At 32.0% G+C, this 23,193-nt stretch carries 19 protein-coding genes; 11 read left to right on the top strand and 8 right to left on the bottom strand.

Annotation, left to right across the window (positions count from 1 at the left end; genetic code table 11):
• Positions 1 to 182: 182 nt before the first annotated feature.
• Positions 183 to 665, bottom strand: a complete 483-nt coding sequence (locus MRZ80_RS05790; protein WP_292537152.1) for a hypothetical protein — start codon at positions 663 to 665, stop codon at positions 183 to 185.
• A gap of 731 nt (positions 666 to 1,396) precedes the next feature.
• On the opposite strand from MRZ80_RS05790, the gene mtaB (MRZ80_RS05785) reads away from it, so the two are divergent.
• From mtaB (MRZ80_RS05785) to MRZ80_RS05760, 6 genes are all read left to right on the top strand, one after another.
• Positions 1,397 to 2,782, top strand: a complete 1,386-nt coding sequence (mtaB, locus tag MRZ80_RS05785) for a methanol--corrinoid protein co-methyltransferase MtaB (protein ID WP_292537150.1) — start codon at positions 1,397 to 1,399, stop codon at positions 2,780 to 2,782.
• 51 nt (positions 2,783 to 2,833) lie between these two features.
• A complete protein-coding gene (gene mtaC / locus MRZ80_RS05780) occupies positions 2,834 to 3,661 on the top strand; it encodes a methanol--corrinoid protein MtaC (protein ID WP_292537148.1) in 828 nt (275 codons plus the stop codon).
• A 637-nt stretch (positions 3,662 to 4,298) separates the two neighbouring features.
• Entirely contained in the window at positions 4,299 to 5,690 is a 1,392-nt protein-coding gene (mtaB, locus tag MRZ80_RS05775; protein WP_292537147.1) for a methanol--corrinoid protein co-methyltransferase MtaB, read from the top strand.
• Positions 5,691 to 5,720: 30 nt separating this feature from the next.
• Positions 5,721 to 6,566, top strand: coding sequence for a methanol--corrinoid protein MtaC (gene mtaC / locus MRZ80_RS05770; protein WP_292537146.1), 846 nt, complete (start codon positions 5,721 to 5,723; stop codon positions 6,564 to 6,566).
• 347 nt (positions 6,567 to 6,913) lie between these two features.
• Positions 6,914 to 8,557 (top strand): methylamine methyltransferase corrinoid protein reductive activase, encoded by a 1,644-nt coding sequence (locus MRZ80_RS05765; protein ID WP_292537144.1) that lies wholly within the window; start codon positions 6,914 to 6,916, stop codon positions 8,555 to 8,557.
• A 146-nt stretch (positions 8,558 to 8,703) separates the two neighbouring features.
• Positions 8,704 to 9,492, top strand: coding sequence for an HAD family hydrolase (locus MRZ80_RS05760; RefSeq protein ID WP_292537141.1), 789 nt, complete (start codon positions 8,704 to 8,706; stop codon positions 9,490 to 9,492).
• 31 nt (positions 9,493 to 9,523) lie between these two features.
• Here MRZ80_RS05760 and MRZ80_RS05755 read toward each other — a convergent pair whose 3' ends face one another.
• Positions 9,524 to 10,366 (bottom strand): MoxR family ATPase, encoded by an 843-nt coding sequence (locus MRZ80_RS05755; protein WP_292537139.1) that lies wholly within the window; start codon positions 10,364 to 10,366, stop codon positions 9,524 to 9,526.
• 79 nt (positions 10,367 to 10,445) lie between these two features.
• Complete coding sequence (locus MRZ80_RS05750; protein ID WP_292537136.1) at positions 10,446 to 11,477, bottom strand: DUF362 domain-containing protein; 1,032 nt, start codon at positions 11,475 to 11,477, stop codon at positions 10,446 to 10,448.
• A 267-nt stretch (positions 11,478 to 11,744) separates the two neighbouring features.
• Here MRZ80_RS05750 and MRZ80_RS05745 point away from each other — a divergent pair, with 267 nt between their 5' ends.
• From MRZ80_RS05745 to MRZ80_RS05730, 4 genes are read left to right on the top strand one after another with little or no spacing between them, the layout of a single operon-like run.
• Positions 11,745 to 12,176 carry a PadR family transcriptional regulator gene (locus MRZ80_RS05745; protein WP_292537134.1) on the top strand — a complete coding sequence of 144 codons (432 nt, stop codon included), beginning with the start codon at positions 11,745 to 11,747 and terminating at the stop codon, positions 12,174 to 12,176.
• Positions 12,173 to 13,246 (top strand): ATP-binding cassette domain-containing protein, encoded by a 1,074-nt coding sequence (locus tag MRZ80_RS05740; protein WP_292537132.1) that lies wholly within the window; start codon positions 12,173 to 12,175, stop codon positions 13,244 to 13,246. The genes MRZ80_RS05745 and MRZ80_RS05740 overlap by 4 nt, the downstream gene beginning before the upstream one ends.
• Positions 13,236 to 14,363, top strand: a complete 1,128-nt coding sequence (locus MRZ80_RS05735; protein ID WP_292537130.1) for an ABC transporter permease — start codon at positions 13,236 to 13,238, stop codon at positions 14,361 to 14,363. The genes MRZ80_RS05740 and MRZ80_RS05735 overlap by 11 nt, the downstream gene beginning before the upstream one ends.
• Before the next feature lie 18 nt (positions 14,364 to 14,381).
• Positions 14,382 to 15,617: a PQQ-binding-like beta-propeller repeat protein gene (locus MRZ80_RS05730; protein WP_292537127.1), complete on the top strand. Its 1,236-nt coding sequence runs from the start codon at positions 14,382 to 14,384 to the stop codon at positions 15,615 to 15,617.
• A gap of 303 nt (positions 15,618 to 15,920) precedes the next feature.
• Here the strand turns inward: MRZ80_RS05730 and albA are convergent, their stop codons facing one another.
• Together albA and MRZ80_RS05720 are read right to left on the bottom strand one after the other, a co-directional pair.
• Complete coding sequence (gene albA, locus MRZ80_RS05725) at positions 15,921 to 16,193, bottom strand: DNA-binding protein Alba (protein WP_292537125.1); 273 nt, start codon at positions 16,191 to 16,193, stop codon at positions 15,921 to 15,923.
• A 114-nt stretch (positions 16,194 to 16,307) separates the two neighbouring features.
• Entirely contained in the window at positions 16,308 to 17,810 is a 1,503-nt protein-coding gene (locus MRZ80_RS05720; protein WP_292537122.1) for a 2-isopropylmalate synthase, read from the bottom strand.
• 184 nt (positions 17,811 to 17,994) lie between these two features.
• On the opposite strand from MRZ80_RS05720, the gene MRZ80_RS05715 reads away from it, so the two are divergent.
• On the top strand, positions 17,995 to 19,269 hold the full coding sequence (locus MRZ80_RS05715) for an amidohydrolase family protein (protein WP_292537120.1): 1,275 nt from the start codon (positions 17,995 to 17,997) through the stop codon (positions 19,267 to 19,269).
• A 109-nt stretch (positions 19,270 to 19,378) separates the two neighbouring features.
• Here MRZ80_RS05715 and MRZ80_RS05710 read toward each other — a convergent pair whose 3' ends face one another.
• The 3 genes from MRZ80_RS05710 to glmM form a co-directional block, all read right to left on the bottom strand.
• A complete protein-coding gene (locus MRZ80_RS05710; protein ID WP_292537117.1) occupies positions 19,379 to 21,055 on the bottom strand; it encodes an AMP-binding protein in 1,677 nt (558 codons plus the stop codon).
• A gap of 2 nt (positions 21,056 to 21,057) precedes the next feature.
• Positions 21,058 to 21,618 carry a cupin domain-containing protein gene (locus MRZ80_RS05705; RefSeq protein WP_292537114.1) on the bottom strand — a complete coding sequence of 187 codons (561 nt, stop codon included), beginning with the start codon at positions 21,616 to 21,618 and terminating at the stop codon, positions 21,058 to 21,060.
• Positions 21,619 to 21,826: 208 nt separating this feature from the next.
• Entirely contained in the window at positions 21,827 to 23,170 is a 1,344-nt protein-coding gene (glmM, locus tag MRZ80_RS05700) for a phosphoglucosamine mutase (RefSeq protein ID WP_292537112.1), read from the bottom strand.
• Positions 23,171 to 23,193 lie beyond the last annotated feature (23 nt).

The following is a 23,193-nucleotide window of genomic DNA, read 5'->3' as shown; positions in this document are numbered from 1 at the left end:
ACTCTTTTTTGTAGAAATTATACACTCTTTTTCATAGAATTTTAGTTAAAATTAGCATATTTGCTGGAAGTTTATGTTTTTAAATTTCAAATTTTAAAAATAGATTTAATTATTTATGGAGTTGATATATTAACTATTAAAAAAAATAAAAGAAAGTAGGTAAATTATCAATTACCTATATTCTATTCGTCTTTTTTCACGTTGAAACCTACTAGTATTGATGCAAGTTTTGGATCATCTTCAAATTCAAAGTAGGTTTTAAGGAATAAATCAGCCAGTGGATCTGGACTGCTTGATACTACATCACATGTATCTTCAAGTTCTTCAACTTCAATAAATTGTACTGGTGGAAGAACAAATGCTTGTTTTGTAGGATTTTTTTCAAGATTTTCAGCTTTGAGATCTTCTTCAATTTCTGATTGATCTTTAATTAGAACAAAATCAGGATTTATGAAGTTAGCTTCTTCTTCTTTATATTTCTTTTTCTGATCAGGATTTACTATTTCTTCTCCTAATAGGTTACCTTTGTTATCTACTAGTTGTACTGTTGCAGTTGGAGGTGGTCTAAATGAAGCATTTTTTATAATTACAACTGTATAGTCACGATTTAATGATTCATGAACACCCATGTTTATAACTGGAATTAGTTCTCCAGCTTTTTCCATTTCAAGTTTTGTGATACCTTTACGAAGTTCATCGTTTATTACACCTACATGTAATACTCCTCTTAGAGGATTTATTGTATCAATAACTTCTTGAAGTACCTCTTCTGGTTGTTTAGTCGTTTTTATCGCCTCTTGAAATTATTTTAAAGTTATGTTATAAAATATATAATTTTATTATATAAAATTTTGCCATGTTATTTTTTTTTATTATAAAATGTATTTTAGTTATAGCTGATTTTTTTCATATTTTTTTATGAAAATTTTATGGAACTTTTTTTTTGATATTTTTTTTGTGATTTTGAATTTCCTTTTGGATCATTTTTCTATTTGGATTATTTTGCCCTTTGGATTATTTTGTTTTACATAATACTAAATTAGTGTGCAATATTTTCTAAAAAATAAGAAGTAATTTTAAAGTATGATTTTTTAAATATCTCTTAAAATTAAAAATAAAGCCTTAAAAAAGCTTATTTTTAGTAAATATTAATAAAAATCAAATAATTTAATAAAAAAAAGTCAAATAATTAAGTTTAATTTTAAATTATTTGATTATATTTAGTTTAAAAATTGTTAATTAAACTTAACTTTTCAATAAATTTTCAATTTACTTTAATGAAAATAAAGAATTATTAAAAAAAATAGGGTATTATATTATATACTAAAAGGGCTAAAATAATAACTATGTGGGTATAAGATTTATCAAAAAAACTAAATTTAAGTGGTGAAATTATATGTCAAGAAAATATTATACAAAAATGGAAACAGAAAACGTAGACGATATGGTATTCGGACAAACTAAAAACCCAGTACATATGGGATTAGATCAAGTTGTTGGTGACGGAGTAGTTATTCCTAACATCAAAGTAGCACCAGCAGAAGGATCCGAAACAAGTGTAGATGGATTAGTAGCAACATGTAAAAACATTGCATTTGCAGCATGTGAACGTGCAGCAGCAATTGGATTACCAGCAGTACAAATAGAACAAGAACACGTACAGCAACAATCCATTAGTAAAGAAGCTTCCGCAAGAACCACAGCAGTTCAATGGGAACAACTCGAAGAATTACACGACAAATTCGGAACAGCAGTATCTTTAATGTCTACAGTAGCAGATATGAGAGAAGAAGAAAACGGTCTAAGAGGATCAGACTTAGACGTTGCAATGGATGAATCATTCGAAGCATGTGCAGAAAACGGAGCATCCATGTTATGTGTAGAAACAATCGGTGGTAAAGTAGTATCAGACTACGGTATATCAAGAGGAGATGTAAGAGCAATCTTATACGGTATCGGTGTATTAGGATCAATCGATATGGAATACATGTGGACAAAAATTGTTGACATAGCAAACAAAAACAACATCACCCCTGGTGGAGATACAGACTGTGCACAAGCAAACACTGCAATGTTCCTTGCAGGTGGATTAACATCCAAAAACGTATCACACACAATCGCAGCAGTAGCAAGAGCAATTGCAGGAGCAAGAAGCCTTGTAGCTATTGAATGTGGAGCAACAGGACCTACAAAAGACTGTGGATACGAAAACCCTATTGTAAAATCAATTGCATCAGTACCTATCTGTGCAGAAGGTAAAACAGCAACATGTGCTCACTCAGACCTTATGGGTAACTTAACAGCAGCAGTATGTGATGTATGGAGTAACGAATCTGTATACAACAGAGAAGAAATGGGTGGAGCAACCCCTGGTGTATGGTTACAATCACTCGGATACGAATGTGCTTTAATGAACACAGCTACCCAAATCGGTACAAACAAAGACTTAAGAGACACATACGTATTAGCAGATAAATACCGAGACCCTCAAGGAGTAATCCTCGCATACGATAACGCTTACAAAATCGGTGAAGCAATCACAGCAGAAGGAGAAGACATCTACCTTAGATCACGTGCAGCAGCACTTAAAGCTTGTGAATTAATCAACGAAGCAGTTGAAGAAAAACGTATCTTACTTACAAGATTCGAAAGAGACACTCTTGATTCAACACAAAAAACATACGAACAATTACCAGAAGATCAAGATAAATTCGTAAAAACTTGTATCAAACGTTACGGAAGAAAAGTAAAAGAACACGACCCATCACAATACGAATTATAAGGTGGAGTGTAGTTAAGGAAAATTAAAAAATTAAAAAGGATGTGCGTATAAATGTCATTAGTAGAATTATTTGATAAAGTAACAGATTATGAAAAAATTGCAATAAGATACAACGTAAAAATAGAAGGTCCAGCTCTCAAACCTGAAGACGACCCAGAAGTTGTAGAAATCTTACCTCAAGAAGAAGGAGTAAAAAGAGACTTAGCATTAGCAGTACTTTACGGAGATAAAGATGATTGTGATGCTAAAGTAGCAGCAGCACTCGATGCTGGAGAAGACCCAATCGACCTCATTAACAACGCTTTAATGAAAGGTATGGATGGTGTAAGTGCATTATACACCAAAGGTGAATTCTTCTTACCTGATCTCATGCTTGCAGGAGATGCAATGATGAGTGGAGTAGCTCTTTGTGAAGCAAAACTTGGACACAAAGCAGACTCCAAAGCAACAGTAGTAAGTTGTGCAGTAGAAGGTGACCCTCACGACATCGGTAAAAACCTTATTGTTATGTTCTTAAACGCAAACGGATACGAAGCAGTAGACCTTGGTCGTGACGTACCTAACGCAGATGTTGTAAAAGCAGTTGAAGAAAACAAACCAGCACTTGTAACAGCAACAGCTTTAATGACAACAACCATGACAGCATTCGGTAAAATCGTAGCATTAATGCAAGAAGCAGGACTCGACACACCTGTTGGATGTGGTGGAGGAGCTGTACGTCGTGACTTCGTAGAAGAATCACCACAAACATTCTACGGTGTAGAAGCATACCACGTACCTAAACTTGCAGATGCTATCGTAGACGATGGTAAAACATGGGAAGACATCAGAAATGAATATGCTGACATTGTAGGCGAATACGTAGCAGCATACTCCTAAGTAGTTAAACGCAATAATACCAGAAAGATACCATAAAAGTTTAAAGTAAGGTGAGCAGATTTCATCCATAGATGAACTGATTCATCTTATTTGTTATATTTTTTTTATTATTTTTTTTTAAATACGGAAAATGAAATTTTTCAACCCTATTCTATTTTTTTATTTTTTTTTAGAATAATCAGATAAACTCCTAAAATTAACTCATGTAATATAGCCAAAAGTATTACTTTTTAATAAACTTTGGTTCATTTTTGTTAAACAAAATATTACTTTGCAATATTTCTAAAAATTATTTCTAATTTACTTGTATACTTTTAAAACAATTTTTATTTTTAATTAAAATTTATTACATAAGTAATTAAAACTAAATTAAACTTATTTTATAAAAAAAGATGTTAAAATGTAGTTAATTCATAAAAATAGTACTAAAATTACTTTATTTTAAAATTAAAGACTTATTTTAAAAATTCGATTTTTCGACGAAATATAAACCTTTTTATATTCTATATGATAATAGTATTAACTGTAAGTATTAACTTATGAATAAAATATTCATATGAATTTAATACAATTTTTTAAAATAATTATGTGGGTATATAAACAATTTATATAGAATTTATATAATTGGTGAATATATATGGTATTAAAACGTTTTACAAAAATGGAAAATGAATCAGTAGATGATTTAGTATTTGGACAAGCAGCAAACCCTGTAGAATACGGATTTGGTGTAAAATTAGGAGTAGGTGAAGTAGTACCTAACATTAAAGTAGCTCCTGCAGAAGGATCAGAAACAAGTGTAGAAGGTATGGTTGCTACATGTAAAAACATTGCTTTCTCAGCATGTGACCGTGCAGCTGCAATAGGTCTACCAACATTACAGATCGAACAAGAACACGTAGCACAACAAACAAAAAGTGCAGAAATTTCTGCAAAAACAACAGCTACACAAATCGAACAACTCGAAGAATTACACGACAAATACGGAACAAAAACATCCTTAATGTCAACAGTAGCAGATATTCGTGAAGAAGATATGGGTGGATTAAGAGGTTCTGACTTCGACGTAACAATGGATGAATCCTTCGAAGCATGTGCTGAAAACGGAGCATCAATTTTATGTGTAGAAACCATCGGTGGTAAAGTAGTATCAGACTACGGTATTGCTAGAGGAGATATCCGTGCTATCTTATACGGTATCGGATTATTAGGTTCAATCGATATGGAATACATGTGGACAAAAATCGTAGATGTAGCAAGCAAATACGACTACTGTGTACCTGGTGGAGACACAGACTGTGCACAAGCTAACACCGCAATGTTCTTAGGTGGAGGATTAACCTCCAAAAACGTATCACACACACTTGCAGCAATTGCAAGAGGTATTGCAGGAGCAAGAAGCCTTGTAGCAGTTGAATGTGGTGCAACAGGACCTACAAAAGACTGTGGATACGAAAACCCTATTGTAAAAGCAATCGGTGGTATTCCAGTATGTGCAGAAGGTAAAAACGCAACATGTGCTCACTCAGACTTAATGGGTAACTTAGCAGCAGCAGTAGTAGACTGTTGGAGTAACGAATCTGTATACAACAGAGAAGAAATGGGTGGACCAACAACAGGTGTATGGTTACAATCACTCGGATACGAATGTGCTTTAATGAACACAGCTACAAAAATGGGTAAAGAAAAAGACCTAAGAGATATGTACACATTAGCAGATAAATACCGAGACCCTCAAGCACTTATACTTGCTTACGATAACGCTTACAGAATTGGTGAAGCAATTGTAGCAGATGGAGAAGACATCTACCTCAGAGCACGTGCAGCAGCTCTTGAAGCATGTGCAATTATGAACGAAGCTGTAGACGCAAAAAGAATGTACTTAACAAGATTCGAAAGAGACAGCTTAGATTCAGCACAAAAAACAATTGAACAATTACCAGAAGATCAAGATAAATTTGCAAAAGCATGTATTAAACGTTACGGAAGAAAAGTAAAAGAACACGACCCATCACAGTATGAGTTATAAGTTTAGATATTTATTAGGAAGTGTAAAATTATGTCTGACAGTCCATTATTTAAATATGATGCAATATTCGATGAAGGAAACGGATACGAAGATATTGCTATAAGATACAATGTAAAAATTGAAGGTCCAGCTCTCAAACCTGAAGACGACCCAGAAGTTGTAGAAATCTTACCAAAAGAAGAAGGAGTAAAAAGAGACTTAGCATTAACAGTACTCTACGGAGACAAAGAAGCATGTGATGCTAAAGTAGCAGAAGCTTTAGAAGCTGGAGAAGACCCAATCGACCTCATTAACAACGCTTTAATGAAAGGTATGGATGGTGTAAGTGCATTATACACCAAAGGTGAATTCTTCTTACCTGATCTCATGCTTGCAGGAGATGCAATGATGAGTGGAGTAGCACTTTGTGAAGCAAAACTCGGACACAAATCCGATACAAAAGCTCCTGTAATGACCTTTGCTGTAGAAGGAGACCCACACGACATCGGTAAAAACCTTATCGTTATGTTCTTAAACGCAAACGGATACGGTGCAATCGATTTAGGTCGTGACGTTCCTACATTAGAAGTAGTAAAACAAGCACAAGAACACAAACCTGTATTAATGACAGCAACAGCATTAATGACAACAACAATGACCGAATTCGGTAAAATTGTAGCAGCATTACAAGAAGCAGGAATCGATACACCTGTTGGATGTGGTGGAGGAGCTGTACGTCGTGACTTCGTAGAAGAATCACCACAAACATTCTACGGTGTAGAAGCATACCACGTACCTAAACTTGCAGACGCAATTGTAGACGATGGTAAAACCTGGGAAGATATCAGAAACGAATACTCCGACATTGTAGGAGAATACGTAGCTGCATACTCCTAGATTGGATAAATTGTTTACCTATAATTTTAATTGTTTTTAGGAAACTAAAGAAGAGTTGTTTAAACTCTTCTAATTTTTATTTTTTTTAAATTTTTTAAACTATCTGAAATTACTTCTTATTTTAAATTAAGCTTTTTTTCAAATTATTATAACTAAATTACTATTTTTATCAATTTTCACGTATTTTTATGAATTTTTTCTTTTATAACACTGTTATTTAATCTAAAATATTAACTAAATTTATATGATATTAAAAGAAATATTTTATTAATTAAGAAAATATCAAATTAAAATAGAATGAATTTATATTTTTTTTTCTAGAAAATTAGTAATTAGGTGATGATAAAATGGCAGAAGAATATGCAATAGCAATGGATATCGGAACAAGTGGTATTCGTGCTCAAGCTTTAAATGTTGAAGATAACTCAACAATAGGAACAACAGTAACACTTAGACATCCAATACCTGGTGCAAATGTAATGGATCATCTTCACTTCGCTGTAAATGTAGGAAGAGAAGAAGCACACCAAGTTTTAATTGAAGCTGTAAATAAAGTAGTAGATCAACTAGGAGTAGATAAATCTAAAATTACAAGATTTGCTGTATGTGGAAACCCTATACAATTATCCTTATTCCAAAACATAGAAATAAGAGATCTTGCATACTGGGGAACCAATGCAATGGAAAGATTAAATATTGAACCTCCTAAAAGAAATGCACAAATTGTAAAACCTGCAGATGTAGATTTAGAAATTAACCCTGATGCAGAAGTATACATACCACCATCAATAAAACACGAAATTGGGGCAGATGCACTTGCTATGCTCGTAAAATCTGGTGTTGTTGATAAAGAAGGAATTTACCTTGTATCAGATTTCGGTACAAACGCTGAAATTGCACTTGTAATTGATGGAGAAATCTTTTCATGTTCTGCAGCAGCAGGACCTGCTATGGAAGGACAAGCAATTGAATGTGGTATGCTTGCATCCCCTGGTGCAATCTGTGACATAAAACCTGATGGAGATAACTGGGTTAATGAAGTATTAAATGCTGATCTTAAAGTAGATGACTGTGACACAGTTGACATTAAAACAGGAGAAACTGTTAAAGAAGCAGAAGTTGACACAAAAGCTACAGGTATTACAGGTACTGGTGTAATATCAGCATACAGTGTAGGTACAGAACAAGGAGTAATTTCAATACCTACAATTAATACACCAAACCAGAAAATTAACTTACAAGATGGAATTTACTTATCTGAAAAAGATTTAACAGAAATTGGAAAAGCATTAGGAGCATTCCGTGCAGCACACATTACATTATGTGTAGAAGCAGATATTGATCTTGAAGATATTGATGCTGTTTACATGGCAGGAGCTTCAGGATTCTATGTAGATCCACTTAAATCATTAGCTGTAGGTCAAATCCCTGCATGTTCATATGATATCTACCAGATAGGTAACACATCACTTCTCATGGCACGTGATATTGTAGAAAATCCAGAACTTCTTGATGAATTACAAGAAGTTGCAGATGGAATGCGTGGAAACCATATTACACTTGCAACATCTGAAATATTTGAAAAAATATATGGACTTGAACTTGCATTTTGTGAACAAAACATGCCACTTTGGAAATATGATGAATGGTTAGAATCCTATGGATACGGTAACTTACCAGAAATTGAAGAAGAACCAGATATACATAAAGTATTTGACAGTGATATCCCTGATCTTGGTGTAAATGGTCTTTCAATTATTGAAGAAGTAGGTACAAAACTCACAGCTACATTTGATGAATGTACATCATGCCAAGTATGTGTAAATGAATGTCCAGAAAAAGCACTTGTTATTGTAGATAAAGAAGTAACTATACGTTCTGATTTATGTAATGGTAGTGCATGTCTTAGATGTGAAAGAATTTGTCCAACTAAAGTATTTGACTACAACAAAATGCTTTATACAGAAGGAATTGATGCAAGTACATTATAAGTACCAAAATTCCTTTTCTTTCTTTTTTTTAATATAACTTCAATCTCTTTCTCTTAACTATGAATTATTCACTCTTTTTTCTGAAATTAAAATTAAATATTTAGTACAAAAAATTTTTATCTTTAAAATAATGGAAGTAATGACTTATGAAATGCGTAGTATTTGACAATGCTGGAACTTTACTTAGACGTGTAACTGCAATAAAACAACTTGAAACATCAAATATATTTTATGAAACAAACACTATAGGTATAGCTAATGAAAAACCTGGAAGAATAATTGTTGTAATGCAACAGCCAACAAAAGAACTAATAAAACATGATAAAACAATAGCAGAGTACATGAAAGAAAATCCTGAAAAATTTGAAATAAGCTACTCACAAAAATCTATTGAAAAACAACAACTAATAGAAAAACTAGAAAATGACACAACAAAAATAAGCCAAATAACAACAACAGCAAAAGCACTAATTAGAAAATATGACATAGAAATATGCAGTGGATCAGCAATAATAATAGATACAACTAATGGTGTAATAGAATATGTATATACAGCAGGAGGAGTATTTTTTAATGAAACAAAAAATACAATAAATACTCTAAATGAAAATTCATATGAAGTATACATAGCATCAGGTGATAATAAACAATCACTAAATAAGATAGCACAAATACTAGGAGTAAATCCTGAAAATGTATATGATACAGCAAATCGTGAAATAAAAAAACAAATAGTAGAAACACTACAAAATCAGGGAAACTATGTTTACATGGTAGGAAACAATACAAACGATGAACTAGCACTAAAGAGTTCTGATACATCAATACTTACAGTTGAACAAAAAGAAGAACTTCCAGAATATCTACTAAAATCTGTAGACTATAAAATAGATTCAATAGGTGAGGTAATAGATATTATATTAAAAAATAATTAAAAAAAAGTAAAAAGTGAAGGTGAAGTTTTTTTTAGATCTTATTTAATATTTCATTAATAATTTTTTCTTTATCTTCCTGATTTTTAGCAACAACATTCAATGTATTTTCAAGTGCATCACGTGTAGGTGGTACCTCACCAAGTGCAATTAATGATTCTACCCAGTCAACTGTTGCTCTTACAGATGGTTTTTTTGATAGTTCAAGTTTTCTTATTTTCTGAGTTTTATCAACCATCTCTTCTACAAATCCTTCTTTTGTTTGTGGAATAATTCTTTTTACAATTTCAACTTCACGTTCAAAGTCAGGATAGTCAAGATATAAGTATAAACATCTATCTTTTGTTTCATCAAGTAGGTTTCTCTGTGCATTTGATGTTAACACAACAATAATATCGTTTTTAAGTTTAAATGTGTCAAGATCATTTACTGTAATTTCTTGTTCTCCAAGTGCTTGAAGAAGGAAACTTTCAAGTTCTTCATCTGCTTTGTCAATTTCATCAATAAGAAGAACTGATGGTTTTTCATTACTAAATGCTGTGAGAAGTGGTCTTTTTATGAAAAATTCATTAGAAAATATTGTCATATCCTCTTTTTTCTCACGTGCAGCTTCAAGATATAGTAATTGTTTCTGGTAGTTCCATTCTCCTACAATTTGTTCGTATGTAATTCCCTCATAACACTGAATTCTGAAAAAGTCACGATCAAAACTTTCAGCAATCTTCTTTGCAAGTTCTGTTTTACCTGTTCCTGGTGGTCCTTCAACTAGAATTGGTTTTTTTAGTGTTTGTGCAAGAAAGAGAATTGTATCAATTTGGTCGTTTGATATGTAGTTATTTTTAGCTAGTTTTTCATTAATCTCTTCGATTTGTTTCATTTTGATTATCTCTCTGAATATTTTTTTTTAACTAAAGAATATTTATAATTCTATATCTTTTTTTATAAAATAATATAGCTTATTTTATTTCAACTAGTTCATAGTCTTTACATCCTACATTAATGCTATCTGCATAGTTAAGTTGCATCTGTGCATCTATGATTCTCCATAGTTTTTCAACAATATCCTCACCAATTGCATCATTTAGCATGTCATAGCTTGCCTGATCTATTGCAACAGGATCGTTACTTATTAGTATTGCTATGTCATCTGATAGTTTTTCATTTGCATCATCTTGTTTTGTATCTTCATAGTCTGCTTTTATATCATCAAGGAAGTTTATGTATATTATATCATTTTTTCTGTTTTCTGTTGCAGCTTTTGCATATTCACATATTGCCTTGTTTATGAAGTCTGATTTGATTCTGTTAATTTTCACTGTATCTTTTGGACATATGCGTACACATAAGTTACATGCTATACATTTTGTGTAGTTTATCTGTGCTATTGAATTTAATTCTACTGCCTTTTGTGGACATTCATTTATACATACTTTACATGCAAGACATCCTATTTTTGATATGAAAGGTGCAGCTTGTCTGTATTGTTCTATTTTTCCTGATTTTACTGCTGTATCTATTGCCATATTTTTTATTGCACCTGCAATTCCACAGATGTGATGTGGCTTAAATTGTGTGAGTGTGATGATTTTATCACTGTTATGTATTTGTTTTGATAGTTTTGCAGTTTTTATTATTTCACCATCAACATCTACTTTTTTAATTTCACTATCATTTAGTATGTGTTGACATACATCTATATTTTCATATGTGTATTTTTCACATTCATCTAGTTGATATAATGGTTTTGAGTCGATTAAATGTGTGTTTGTATCGTAACTTTTAAGAATTTCAACTAGCTTTTCTACATATATTGGATCTGTACATCCTTTATTTTTCACATCTGCCAGATTTACTTTAACTGCTATATTTTCATCTTTTCTAAAAATATCAGTGTCATTAATTTGGCTGAGTAATTTTTCAATAGAATCTCTTTTCATATCATCAGGACTTTGTTTTGTAGTTTTCATATAAAATACTTTAGATGTCATAATAAACCTTTTATCTTTTTTTTGCTTGTTTTTAATTTTTATTTTCCTTAAAATATATTATTTTATGAATCTTGTTTTTTAGTAAATTTTTATAGATAGGTGTGTAAAATTAACTTAATTTTTATAGAAGAAATTTGTTATATAAATTAAATTATATATAAGAAATTATACATATATTATTTTGTACTTAAAATAAAAAAAGATAATTAATCATAATACTAATTTAATTATTTAATCAAAAAATAAAATTTTAGAGGGGTTAAATCAGTGCAAGAAGATGAAAAAAACATCTCTGAAGTTTCAAATCTTAATCAAGATAAATTTCTATTCTCATTATTAAAAGGAGTTAGAAATGTATTCATACTCTGGATAATAAGTAAACATAAAATCCATGGATATGCATTAATATCATTACTTAATGAGGCAACATCCTCAATACATAAAAAAAGTAAAATTCATGGAAGTACAATCTATCCAATACTTCACAAGCTACAAGAAGATGGCTTAATAAAAAGTGAAGAAGAATTAAATGGTAAAAAGAAAGTAAAAGTTTACAGCATAACAGAAGAAGGACTACTCGCACTTGAATCAATAAAAAGATTAATACGTGATGATCCTGAAGAAAATATAATGCTAATGTTTGTAGAAGATATGATCTTTGATGAAGACAATTTTAAAAATAAGGGGGTGGAATATTGAAATATGCAATAGAAACACACGACTTAGTAAAACAATATGGAGATTTTAGAGCAGTAGATAATCTAAACTTATTCATAGAAAAAGGAACAATTGGTGGAATTCTAGGACCAAATGGAGCTGGAAAAACAACATCAATTAAAATGTTAACATGCCTAATTCCAAAAACCTCAGGAGAAGCAAAAGTTGCAGGTTTTGATGTAACAACACATCCTGATGAGGTAAGAAAAAAAATAGGAATGGTACCACAAAAGGTAAGTTTATATAACGATCTAACAGTACGAGAAAATGTAGAACTATGTGCAGACTTCTACAATGTAGATCAAAGAATAAAAGATAAAAAAATAGATGACCTACTAGACTTAGTAGATATAAGCTATGCACAAGATAAATATGTCCGCAACCTATCAGGTGGAATGCAACAGAAAACATCAGTAGTTGCAAGTCTTATACATAACCCAGAGCTACTATTTCTTGATGAACCAACAGTAGGACTAGATCCAACTACCAAAAGAACACTATGGGATCTAATGGTAGAGTTAAATGATAATGGAAATACAATAATTCTATGTTCACACGACATGTATGAAGTAGATAAAATCTGTGATTCAATAAATATCATTAACAGTGGAAAAGTAGTAGCACATGATACACCACAAGGACTAAAAGATCACCTACTACAAAACCGTGAAGAAAACAACAACAGAATCAAACAAACAATAGCAGAACTTCAAAAACAAGAAGCAACAGAAGAAAATCTAGAACAAATCAGTGAACTTAAAGCATCATTAACTGATGAAAATGAAGAAGTAACAGTGATGGTATCAAATATTACTGATGAAATGATAGATGCAATAAATGATCTTGACATAGTAAAACATGTAGAAAATAAGGGAAATGGACGTTTAAATATAGGACTTAAACGGTCAGAAACTGCAGTAAACTATGTAATAACAACCATACTATCAAATGGTGGAAATATTGCTTCAATTAAAACAAATGATCCAACACTAGAAGATGTATTTGTAGCTATAACTGCTAAAAAACGGGGCGAAATTAAAGATGGAAATTAAAAAAGTAAAGTGGATGATTAAAAAAGATCTACTAACACTATGGAGACACAAAGTTCACTTCATGTCCATACTACTTTTCCCAATACTCATGGTAGCATTATGTGGATGGGGAATGGGTGGAAGTGTAGAAAATACTCCAGTTGTAGTTGTAAAACAATCAACAGGAGATGTTACAGATCAAGTAATCAATGCACTAAAATCTGACCAAACATATGATATAAAAGAGATAACTTCAGATGCCGATAAGGCAAAAGAAGATGTAGATAATGGAAAATATAAAGCAGCAATAATACTATCAAGTAACTTTGAAGAGAGTGACAATAAAAATGCAGTGTTATATATTGACTCATCAGATCAGCTGACAACGCAAACACTTGTACCAACAACACAGCAAATATTTGCATCACTTTCTGAGAAAATTGGAACACAACAAGTAGCAGCAAATACAGCAGAACCTAATGCATTACAACAAACAGCACAAACAATAAAACTTCAAGTAAATAAAATCTTTGGAGATATTGACTACATAGACTTCTTACTTCCTGGTGTACTTGCAATGTCAATGTTTATGTCCTCAATGATGACAATGGGAAATACCATTGCAGGAGAACGTGAACGTGGAGAACTTGCACGTCTATTTATGACACCAACAAGTATCTCATCAGTACTTGCAGGAAAAATAACATCACAAGTAATAAGACAACTAATAAGTGCAGTAATATTAATATTATCAGCAATAATATTATTTAATGCAACAATTAAGGGAAGCTATATTTTACTATTTATAGTAATACTTGTATCACTATTTTGTTTTGTAGGATTTGGTATGATGTTCTCATCAACTGCAAGAACACAAGAAGACTACATACAAATAGTAATGCCAATTGCAATGCCAATGATGTTTATATGTGGAGTATTCTTCCCAACACAAACAATGCCACCTATACTTCAAGAAATTGCACAATTCCTACCACTAACATATGCAAACGATGCATTTAGAACAATAATGATACAAGGTGGAGGACTTGGAGATATAACACTAGATCTTGTTATACTACTTGCATTTGGACTAGTATTTTTCATAATTGGTGTAGCTAGATTCAACAGAGATATTTAGGATATGAGGAGAATTATTATGAAACTAAATAGTAAAAAATTAACAATAGGATTACTTATTGCATGCTTACTTTTAGCTACAGTTTCAACAGCAGCAGCTACAGAATGGCCAATGTTCCAAAACAATCCAAGACACACAGGATATGTTAACCAGGATACATCATATTCAACAAGCCAGTGGACTGTAACACTAGATGGAGCTGTAAAATCACCAGCAGCACTAAGTTCAGATAAAATATATGTAGGAACAGAAAAAGGAACACTTTATGCTCTAAGTGCAAAAGATGGAAATACAACATGGTCATATGATACAGGTTCATCAATATATTCAACACCATGTGTTGTAGGTGACACTGTATATGTAGGAAGTGACAATGGATATATGTATTCAAATAATGCAAATTCCGGATCATTAAACTGGAAATTTAAAGCAGATGGAAGTATCAGATCATCAGCAGCATCAGATGATGAAAACATCTACTTTGGATCAGATGATGGATATGTATATGCAATAAGTCGTAACGATGGAACATTAAAATGGAAATATCATACAGATGATTCAGTACAATCAGCACCAACAATTGATGGTGACACACTCTATGTAGGATCTGATGATGATAATGTATATGCAATAAATATCAATGATGGATCATTAAAATGGAAATTCACAACTGGTGATGACATAAAATCATCCCCTGCAATATGGGACTCTAAAGTATATGTAGGATCAGATGACAGCCAAGTATATGCTCTTGATGCACAAAATGGTGCAGAAGTATGGGAATACAATGCAGGTTCTTCAGTTTCATCATCACCATCACTTGATCAAAGACAATCAACACTCTATGTTGGTACAGAAGATGGAGACTTACTTGCACTTGATATGAGAGATGGACTTAAAAAGTGGAATAAAACAATAGCATCTGAGGTAAATTCAACACCATCAATATTTGGTAATAATATTGCAGTATCAACAACATCAGGTAGTGTTGAAATATTCAATAAATTTACAGGAGAAGGTACATGGTCATTTAATCCTGGATATTTACCAAATGTTTCAGGTTCAATGATGTCACCTGTAACTAGTGGTGGATCATTATTTGTAGCAGCAGATGATGGTAATGTATATTCAATTGATACAGATGAAAAAGCAGCACCACTTAGTCCATATACAGCATACTATGTAGTTGCAATAGTTGTAATTATTGCAGCAGCAGCTGTTATAAGAAAAGTCATGAAAGGTAAAAAACAATAAAAAAAAATACCTAAAAAAAATTAATACAAATTTCAGAGATTAAAAAAAAAGTTTACTTAACCTCCACTTCTTTTAATTTTTTTCTTTTTTTTATAAAAACTAGTTTATGTAAAAATAAAATTCTATTTCTTAAAAAAAAGGTTAGTAGTTACTTAAATTAATCAAAAAAAAGTTAGTTAATTATATTCAAAAAAAGTAGGAAATTTTTAATTTAAAAAAAAATAAATTGTGAAGATAAATTTTTAAAAACTAGTTTGTAGTCTAAAAACTTATCTTACCTCTTTAAATAGTATTTATATAAATCTATTTACTTAATTTTATTTCGATTGCTGATACGTTGGAGGAGGTTCCTTCGTTTCCAACAATTTCTTCTGTGCTTATGTCGATGCTTTCTACATCAACATCTGAAATAAATCTGTTTCTTACAATTTCAGCTACATCTACAGCTCTGCTGATAGCTCTTCCTCTTGCTTTTAATATTACTTCTGTTACTCCGCTGTTCATTTGTGTTACTACAGCTAATACATAGTTCATTACTGGTTTGTTTCCAATGTATACGATATTTTCTTCTGCCATTATTTTGCCTCCGTAAAAAATAAACTATAATCGAAATATTTTATAGTTCTACTCTACATTTTATTTTTTTATATATTTAATGTTATCTATATAAACAAATAAGATGTTTTTAACTTATTCTTTTCTAAGCATTAAAAGCTTATTAATTGATGAAATAATTGCATCAATACTTGCATTTACAATATCTTCATGAGTTGAACGTCCAGTAGCTTTATTACCATCTTCATCTACAGTAATTACAAATACTTCAGCAAGAGCATTTGTTCCACCAGTAATAGCTTCAATATGATATTCTTCAAGAGAAATATTTACAATTTCTTTTACAAGTGATTGAATTGCTTTAAGAGCAGCATCAACAGGACCTACACCAGTTTCAGCACGATATTTAACTTCACCATCAAGGTCAAGTTGTACAGTAGCTGTAGGAATAGTATTATCTCCTGTCATTACACTAATACCGAGAAGTTTAATACGTTCATCTGTAGGTCTTCCCTGGATAGCCTCAGCAATTGATCTGAAATCAATATCTGTGATAACTTTACCAGCATCACCAAGAGCTTTGATTTTACTGAAAAGTTGATCAAACTGTTCATCTGAAAGATTAATGTTATATTCTTCAAGTTTTGCATGTACAGCATTAGCACCTGTAAGTTTACCAAGAACTATACGTCTTTTATGACCTACTTCTTCAGGTTTTAGGGCTTCATATGTTTGACTATTTTCAAGAATTCCCTGAACATGTATACCAGCTTCGTGTGCAAATGCATTTTCACCAACAATAGCTTTATTAGGTGGCATTTTTACACCTGTAATTCTTGATACTGTTTCTGATGTATTTACAAGAAGTGGTGCATTGATGTTTGTTTTAATATCATATGACTTATCAAGTGCCATAACAATTTCTTCAAGTGAAGCATTTCCTGCTCTTTCACCAAGACCATTAATTGTACATTGTGCCTGTTTTGCTCCAGCTTCAATTGCTGCAAGTGTATTTGCAACAGCAAGACCAAAGTCATTGTGACAGTGAACACTTATAGGTACATTGATATTTTCATAAATATTACCAATAAGTTCATTCATTTTTCTTGGAATTGTAACTCCAACAGTATCAGGAACATTGATCTTATCAACTTTAGCTTCTTCTACAGCACCATAAACTTCAAGTAAGTAGTCAAGTTCTGTTCTTGTTGCATCTTCACATGAAAATTCAGCAATTAATCCATGATCTTTAATATAATCTACTGCATCAACAGCAAGTGTTAGAATTTCTTCTTTAGATTTTTTAAGTTTATAGTCTCTGTGAAGTGGTGATGTTCCTATAAATGTGTGAATATAATCAGCATCAGCATCTATTGCCTTATCTATATCTGGCTTTAATGCACGTGCAAGTCCACTTATTTTTGATGTAAATCCGAGTTTTGCTACTTGCTTGAATGTTTCCTGCTCACCAGGTGATGCTGCTGGAAAACCCAATTCGATAACATCTACTCCAAGTTTGTCTAATTTTTCTGCGATTGTAATTTTTTCATCAGTTGTTATCGTAACACCAGGTGTTTGTTCACCATCTCTAAGAGTGGTGTCATAAATAATAACATCTGATGGTGGGTTATAATTCATATATTTTCACTCCATTATTTTGTTGATTAATATATTAGTATAACATATTATTTAAGATTTATTTAAATAAAAAATAATACACCACAAAATGTACGTAAAAGTACGTATTTTAAATAATTTAATCTATCAAAAGCAATAAAAATACTATATAATTAAAAAAAAATATTTAAAGGGAAATAATACAATGACAGAAACAACATCAATACTAATAAAAGATCCTATAACAATAGCAGATGAAATAAAAAAACAGTCAATACTAATAGTTGACAATAAAATACAAGAAGTAGGAACAAACCTAGAAAATGGAGATGCAGAAGTAGTAATTGATGCATCAGATAAAATTGCAGCACCAGCACTAATAAATACACACACCCACGTTGCAATGACACTACTTCGTGGAGTAGGTGGAGATGTAGATCTTCAAGACTGGCTAAATAACTACATCTGGCCACGTGAGGCAAATCTTACAGATGAACTAGTATATGCAGGATCAAAACTTGCAATGGCAGAAATGATAAAAACAGGAACAGTAATGTTTAATGACATGTACTTTAACATGGAACAAACTGCAAAAGCAACAGATGAAGTAGGAATGCGTGCAACACTAGGATATGGAATGATTGACCTATTTGATGATGAAAAAAGAAAACAAGAACTAAAAGAAGCAAAAAAACTCATAGACTCAACACACAACACAGCAGATGGACGTATAAAAGTTGCAGTAACACCACATGCACCAAATACATGTTCAGGAGAATTAATATCAGATGCAGCAAAACTTGCAAAAGATAACAATGTAAAACTTCACATTCACGTTGCAGAAACAAAAGATGAAGTAGAGATGATAAAAGACCAACATGGTATGACACCATTTGAATATCTTGATAGTCTCAATGCATTAAGTAGTGATATGATTGCAGCACATGGTGTATGGACAACAGATGATGAAATAAAAACACTTGCACAACGTGGTGTTACAATATCACACAATCCATCAAGTAATATGAAATTAGCATCAGGAATTGCACCTGTTGCAAAATACTTAGAGGGTGGTGTTAATGTAACAATAGGAACAGATGGAGTAGCATCAAATAATAACCTAGACATGTTTAGTGAAATGAAACTAACAGCACTACTTCAAAAGGTAGATACACTAGATCCTAAAGTTGCAAATACAAAAGAAGTATTTGACATGGCAACAGTAAATGCAGCAAATGCACTTGGCATAAATTCTGGTGAAATAAAAGAAGGAAAACTTGCAGATATTATGCTTATTGATGCAAATGTTCCACATATGGTTCCAATGATAGATGTAATGAGTAATATTATCTATTCATCATTAAATGATGTAAATACAGTAATTTGTGATGGTAAAATACTTCTTCAAGACAAAGAGCTTCAAACAATAAATGAAGCAGAAATCATGAAAGATGTAAAAGTTGCAGCAAAAGAACTCTAAATTTTAGAGTATCCTTCCACACCCATCTATTTTTTTTAATATATTTAATCTAAAAATTTTCTAAAAATTCTCTAAAAAAAGTAAAAAAAAAGGATAAAAATTGGGGAGTTTATTTTTTAAGTTTTTCTTCATCTTCAAGTCTAATTTTCTTTCTCATGATTTTTCCACTAATTGTCTTAGGAAGAGAATCAACATAAGCTACAGCTCTTGGATATTTATATGGAGCTGTTACACTTTTTACGTGATTTTGAATGTCACGTGTAAGTTCATCTGATGGTTCATATCCCTTATTTAGTACAATTGATGCTTTTACAATCTGTCCACGAATATCATCAGGAATACCTGTTACAGCACAGTCAAGTACAGCATCATGTGAAAGAAGAGCACTTTCAACTTCAAAAGGACCTATTTTATATCCTGAACTTTTAATAACATCATCAACACGTCCTTTATACCAGTAGTATCCTTCCTCATCAATCCATGCAGAATCACCAGTATGATAAATTCCCTCATTTATTGCTTCTTGTGTTTTTTCAGGGTTGTTGTAGTATCCTTTAAAAAGACCAAGTGGATATCCATTTGAAATATCAATTACAATTTCACCCTCTTGTCCTACATCTACCTCATTACCGTCAAGGTCGATAAGTTTTATGTCAAAAAGTGGTGCAGGTTTTCCCATAGATCCAAGTTTAACATCAATACCTGGGAAGTTTGCAATTGTAGCTACAGTTTCTGTCTGTCCATATGCTTCTTTTATTTCAAGATTTGTAAGTTCTTTAAATTTATAGTATACTTCATCATTTAATGGTTCACCAGCTGTTGTTACATGCTGTAGTGATGAGTAGTCAAGACTTTCAAGATCTCCATCTTTAATAAATAACCTATACATTGTAGGTGGACAACAAAGTGTTGTAATTTTATGGTCAAGTGCACGTGATAGAACATCAAATGCATGGAATCTTTCATAGTCATAGATGTAGATTCCTGATCCACAAATCCATGATCCATAGATTTCACCCCATAATGCTTTACCCCATCCAGTATCAGCTATTGTGTAGTGAAGTCCATCTTCTACAACTTGATGCCAGAAGTATGATGTTACAATGTGTGCAAGAGGATAGCCAAAGCTGTGTTCAATCATTTTAGGCTGACCTGTTGATCCTGATGAAAAGAAAAGTACTGATATATCTTCTGCTGAATCATTCTCATAATCTGGTCTTTGGAAGTCTTCTGATGCTTTTTCAACCTCAGAGCGTAAGTCATACCATCCTTCCATTGGTTCATCACCTGCATATACCTTGTTTATTTCAATACCCATATCTTTTTCAACTTGAGCATATCTTTCAGGTACACCTTCACCACGTATTGTAACAACAGTATTAATTCCTGCATGTCCTATACGATATTCTATATCTTCAGGTTTAAGCATGTGTGTTGCAGGTATTGCAATTGCCTTGATTTTATGAAGTGCTACTATACAATACCAGAAGTCATACTGACTTTTAAGTGTGAGAAGTACACGATCTCCTCTTTTTACACCGATTGATGTGAAGAAGTTTGCAGCTTTATCACTCATACGTTTAAGATCTGCAAATGTAAATGTTTTTTCCTCATTTGGATCACACCATTTAAGTGCAACTTTTTCTGGGTCTATTTTTGCATATTCATCCACAATATCATATGCGAAATTAAAGTTTTCTGGTACATTAATTTCAAAGTTTTCATAGAAATCTTCATATGATTCAAATTCTAGTCTATTTGCATATTTATTTACTAATGATGTCAAATTTATTCACCTTTTAATACATCGAGAAACTTCGCTCTTTTTTCTCCTATTGCTACCATTGAATGTTTATTTACAGAATCAAAGTATATTGAGTCACCCTCATTAAGGTCAATTACATTGTCTTTTATGTATATTCTAAGTTGTCCTTCAATTACATATACAAATTCATGACCTTTATGATAGTTTGGCTCTGGAATGTAGTTGTCATTACGTGGCATTACAGTTACAATGAATGGCTCCATTGCCTTATGTGTAAAGTTTGATGCAAGAAGTTCATAGTCGTATGCTTCACGTCTGTCAACTCGTACACCTTTATCTTTACGTGTAACAGCAAAGCTGCTCATTCTTGTATCTTCACCAGTTAAAAGTAGGCTTGTATCTACATTGAAGATGATTGATATTTCATATAATATACTTGCTGGTATATCAACATCTCCTGATTCATATTGCATGTATGTTTCTGTGTCAACGTCAAGTTTTTTTGCTAGTTGTTGTACACTCATTTCACATACTTCTCTCATGTCTTTTACACGACTTGCTATTTCTTTTTGAATGATTGTCATCTTAAATTCCACCTTAAAAATGTTCACCTATTAAATTGTAAAAATTGTTAATTTAGTAATTATAATTTGATAAATTTTATAAAGTTATAATGTTAATGTTAAGTGTATTAATATATATTGAACATGTTATAAAAAAGGTAAGATTAACATAAATTAATTTAATTTAAAAAAATTAGGAAAGAAAAGAAAAAAGGAGTTTATGAAACATCTAATCTAGATATTTATTTATAAGATTCATTCCCCATTCAACAAGTTCTTCTGCATCCTCTGGTGTTTTTGCCTCAGAGAAACATCTATATATTGGCTCTGTACCTGATGGTCTGATAATTACCCATCCTTTATCATTTATAATTTTTACACCATCTGTTGTGTCAACTTCATAGTCTGTTGTTTCTTCAAGAATCTTTTCTGCAACGTATGCTTTTTTATCATCTGCACATTCAACTTTTCTTTTCTCTGAGTAGTATGTTGGAAGCTCATCTATTAGTTGTGATAATGGTTTTCCTGTTTTTGCTACAATTTCAAGTATCATAGCTGTTGCAAGTCCACTGTCACGTCCATATACAAAGTCTGGGAAGATAAGTCCACCATTTTCTTCTCCACCAAAGAGACCATCTACATCTTTAAGTTTACGTGCAACTACTAGATCTCCAACTTTTGTAAGGATAATTTCACCATTATTTTGGCGTGCAATATCTGCTATTGCATTACTTGTTGCAACTGTTGTAACGATCTTTCCACCGTTGTTTTTTTCTAGCATTGCTTTTTCAACTAGTGCAAATGATTTATCTCCAAATACAAATTGTCCTTTTTCATCTATACATATTGTTCTATCTGCATCTCCATCGTGTGCAAATGCAATATCTGCACCTGTTGCTTTTACAACAGATATTAGATCTGTAAGGTTGTCTTCTGTAGGTTCAGGATTACGTCCTGGGAATGCACCATCTGGTTGACAGTTTAGTGTTGTAAGTTCACATCCAAGTTTGCGTACAATGTATGGTGTTGTATCACATGCAGCACCTGATCCACAATCTACAACAACTTTAAGATTTGCATCTCGTATTGCCTGTGTATCAACTCTTTTGAGTACTTCATCTATGTATTCATCGATAATATTTGCTTTGTATGCTTTTCCTATTTTATCCCATGTTACACGTTGTTGTTTTTTTCCAAAGTAGATTTCTTCTATTTCTTCTTCAAGATCATCTGGTGTTCCTATTCCATCTGCATCAAGAAGTTTAAGTCCATTGTATTTTGGTGGGTTGTGTGATGCTGTTATCATTATTCCACCATCATAGTATTTACGTACTCCATATTGTAGTGCTGGTGTTGGTAGTGTTCCAAGATCTACAACGTCACATCCAACAGAAAGTAGTCCTGCTGTTACTGAATGTTTTATCATTTCAGATGATGTTCTTGGATCTGATCCTACTGCTATTGTTCCTTTAACTTTTGTACCGTATGCTGCTGCAATTTCTGATGCAAATTCAGGTGTAAGTACTGTGTTTGCAACACGTCTTACTCCAAATGTTCCAAATAGTTGTTTCATATCGTGTTCTCCTTAGATTAAAA

This window comes from Methanosphaera sp., assembly GCF_022768985.1.
Taxonomy (GTDB): Archaea; Methanobacteriota; Methanobacteria; order Methanobacteriales; family Methanobacteriaceae; genus Methanosphaera.
Note: the sequence above shows the minus strand (reverse complement) of the source record. Positions and strands in the feature narration are given on the sequence as shown.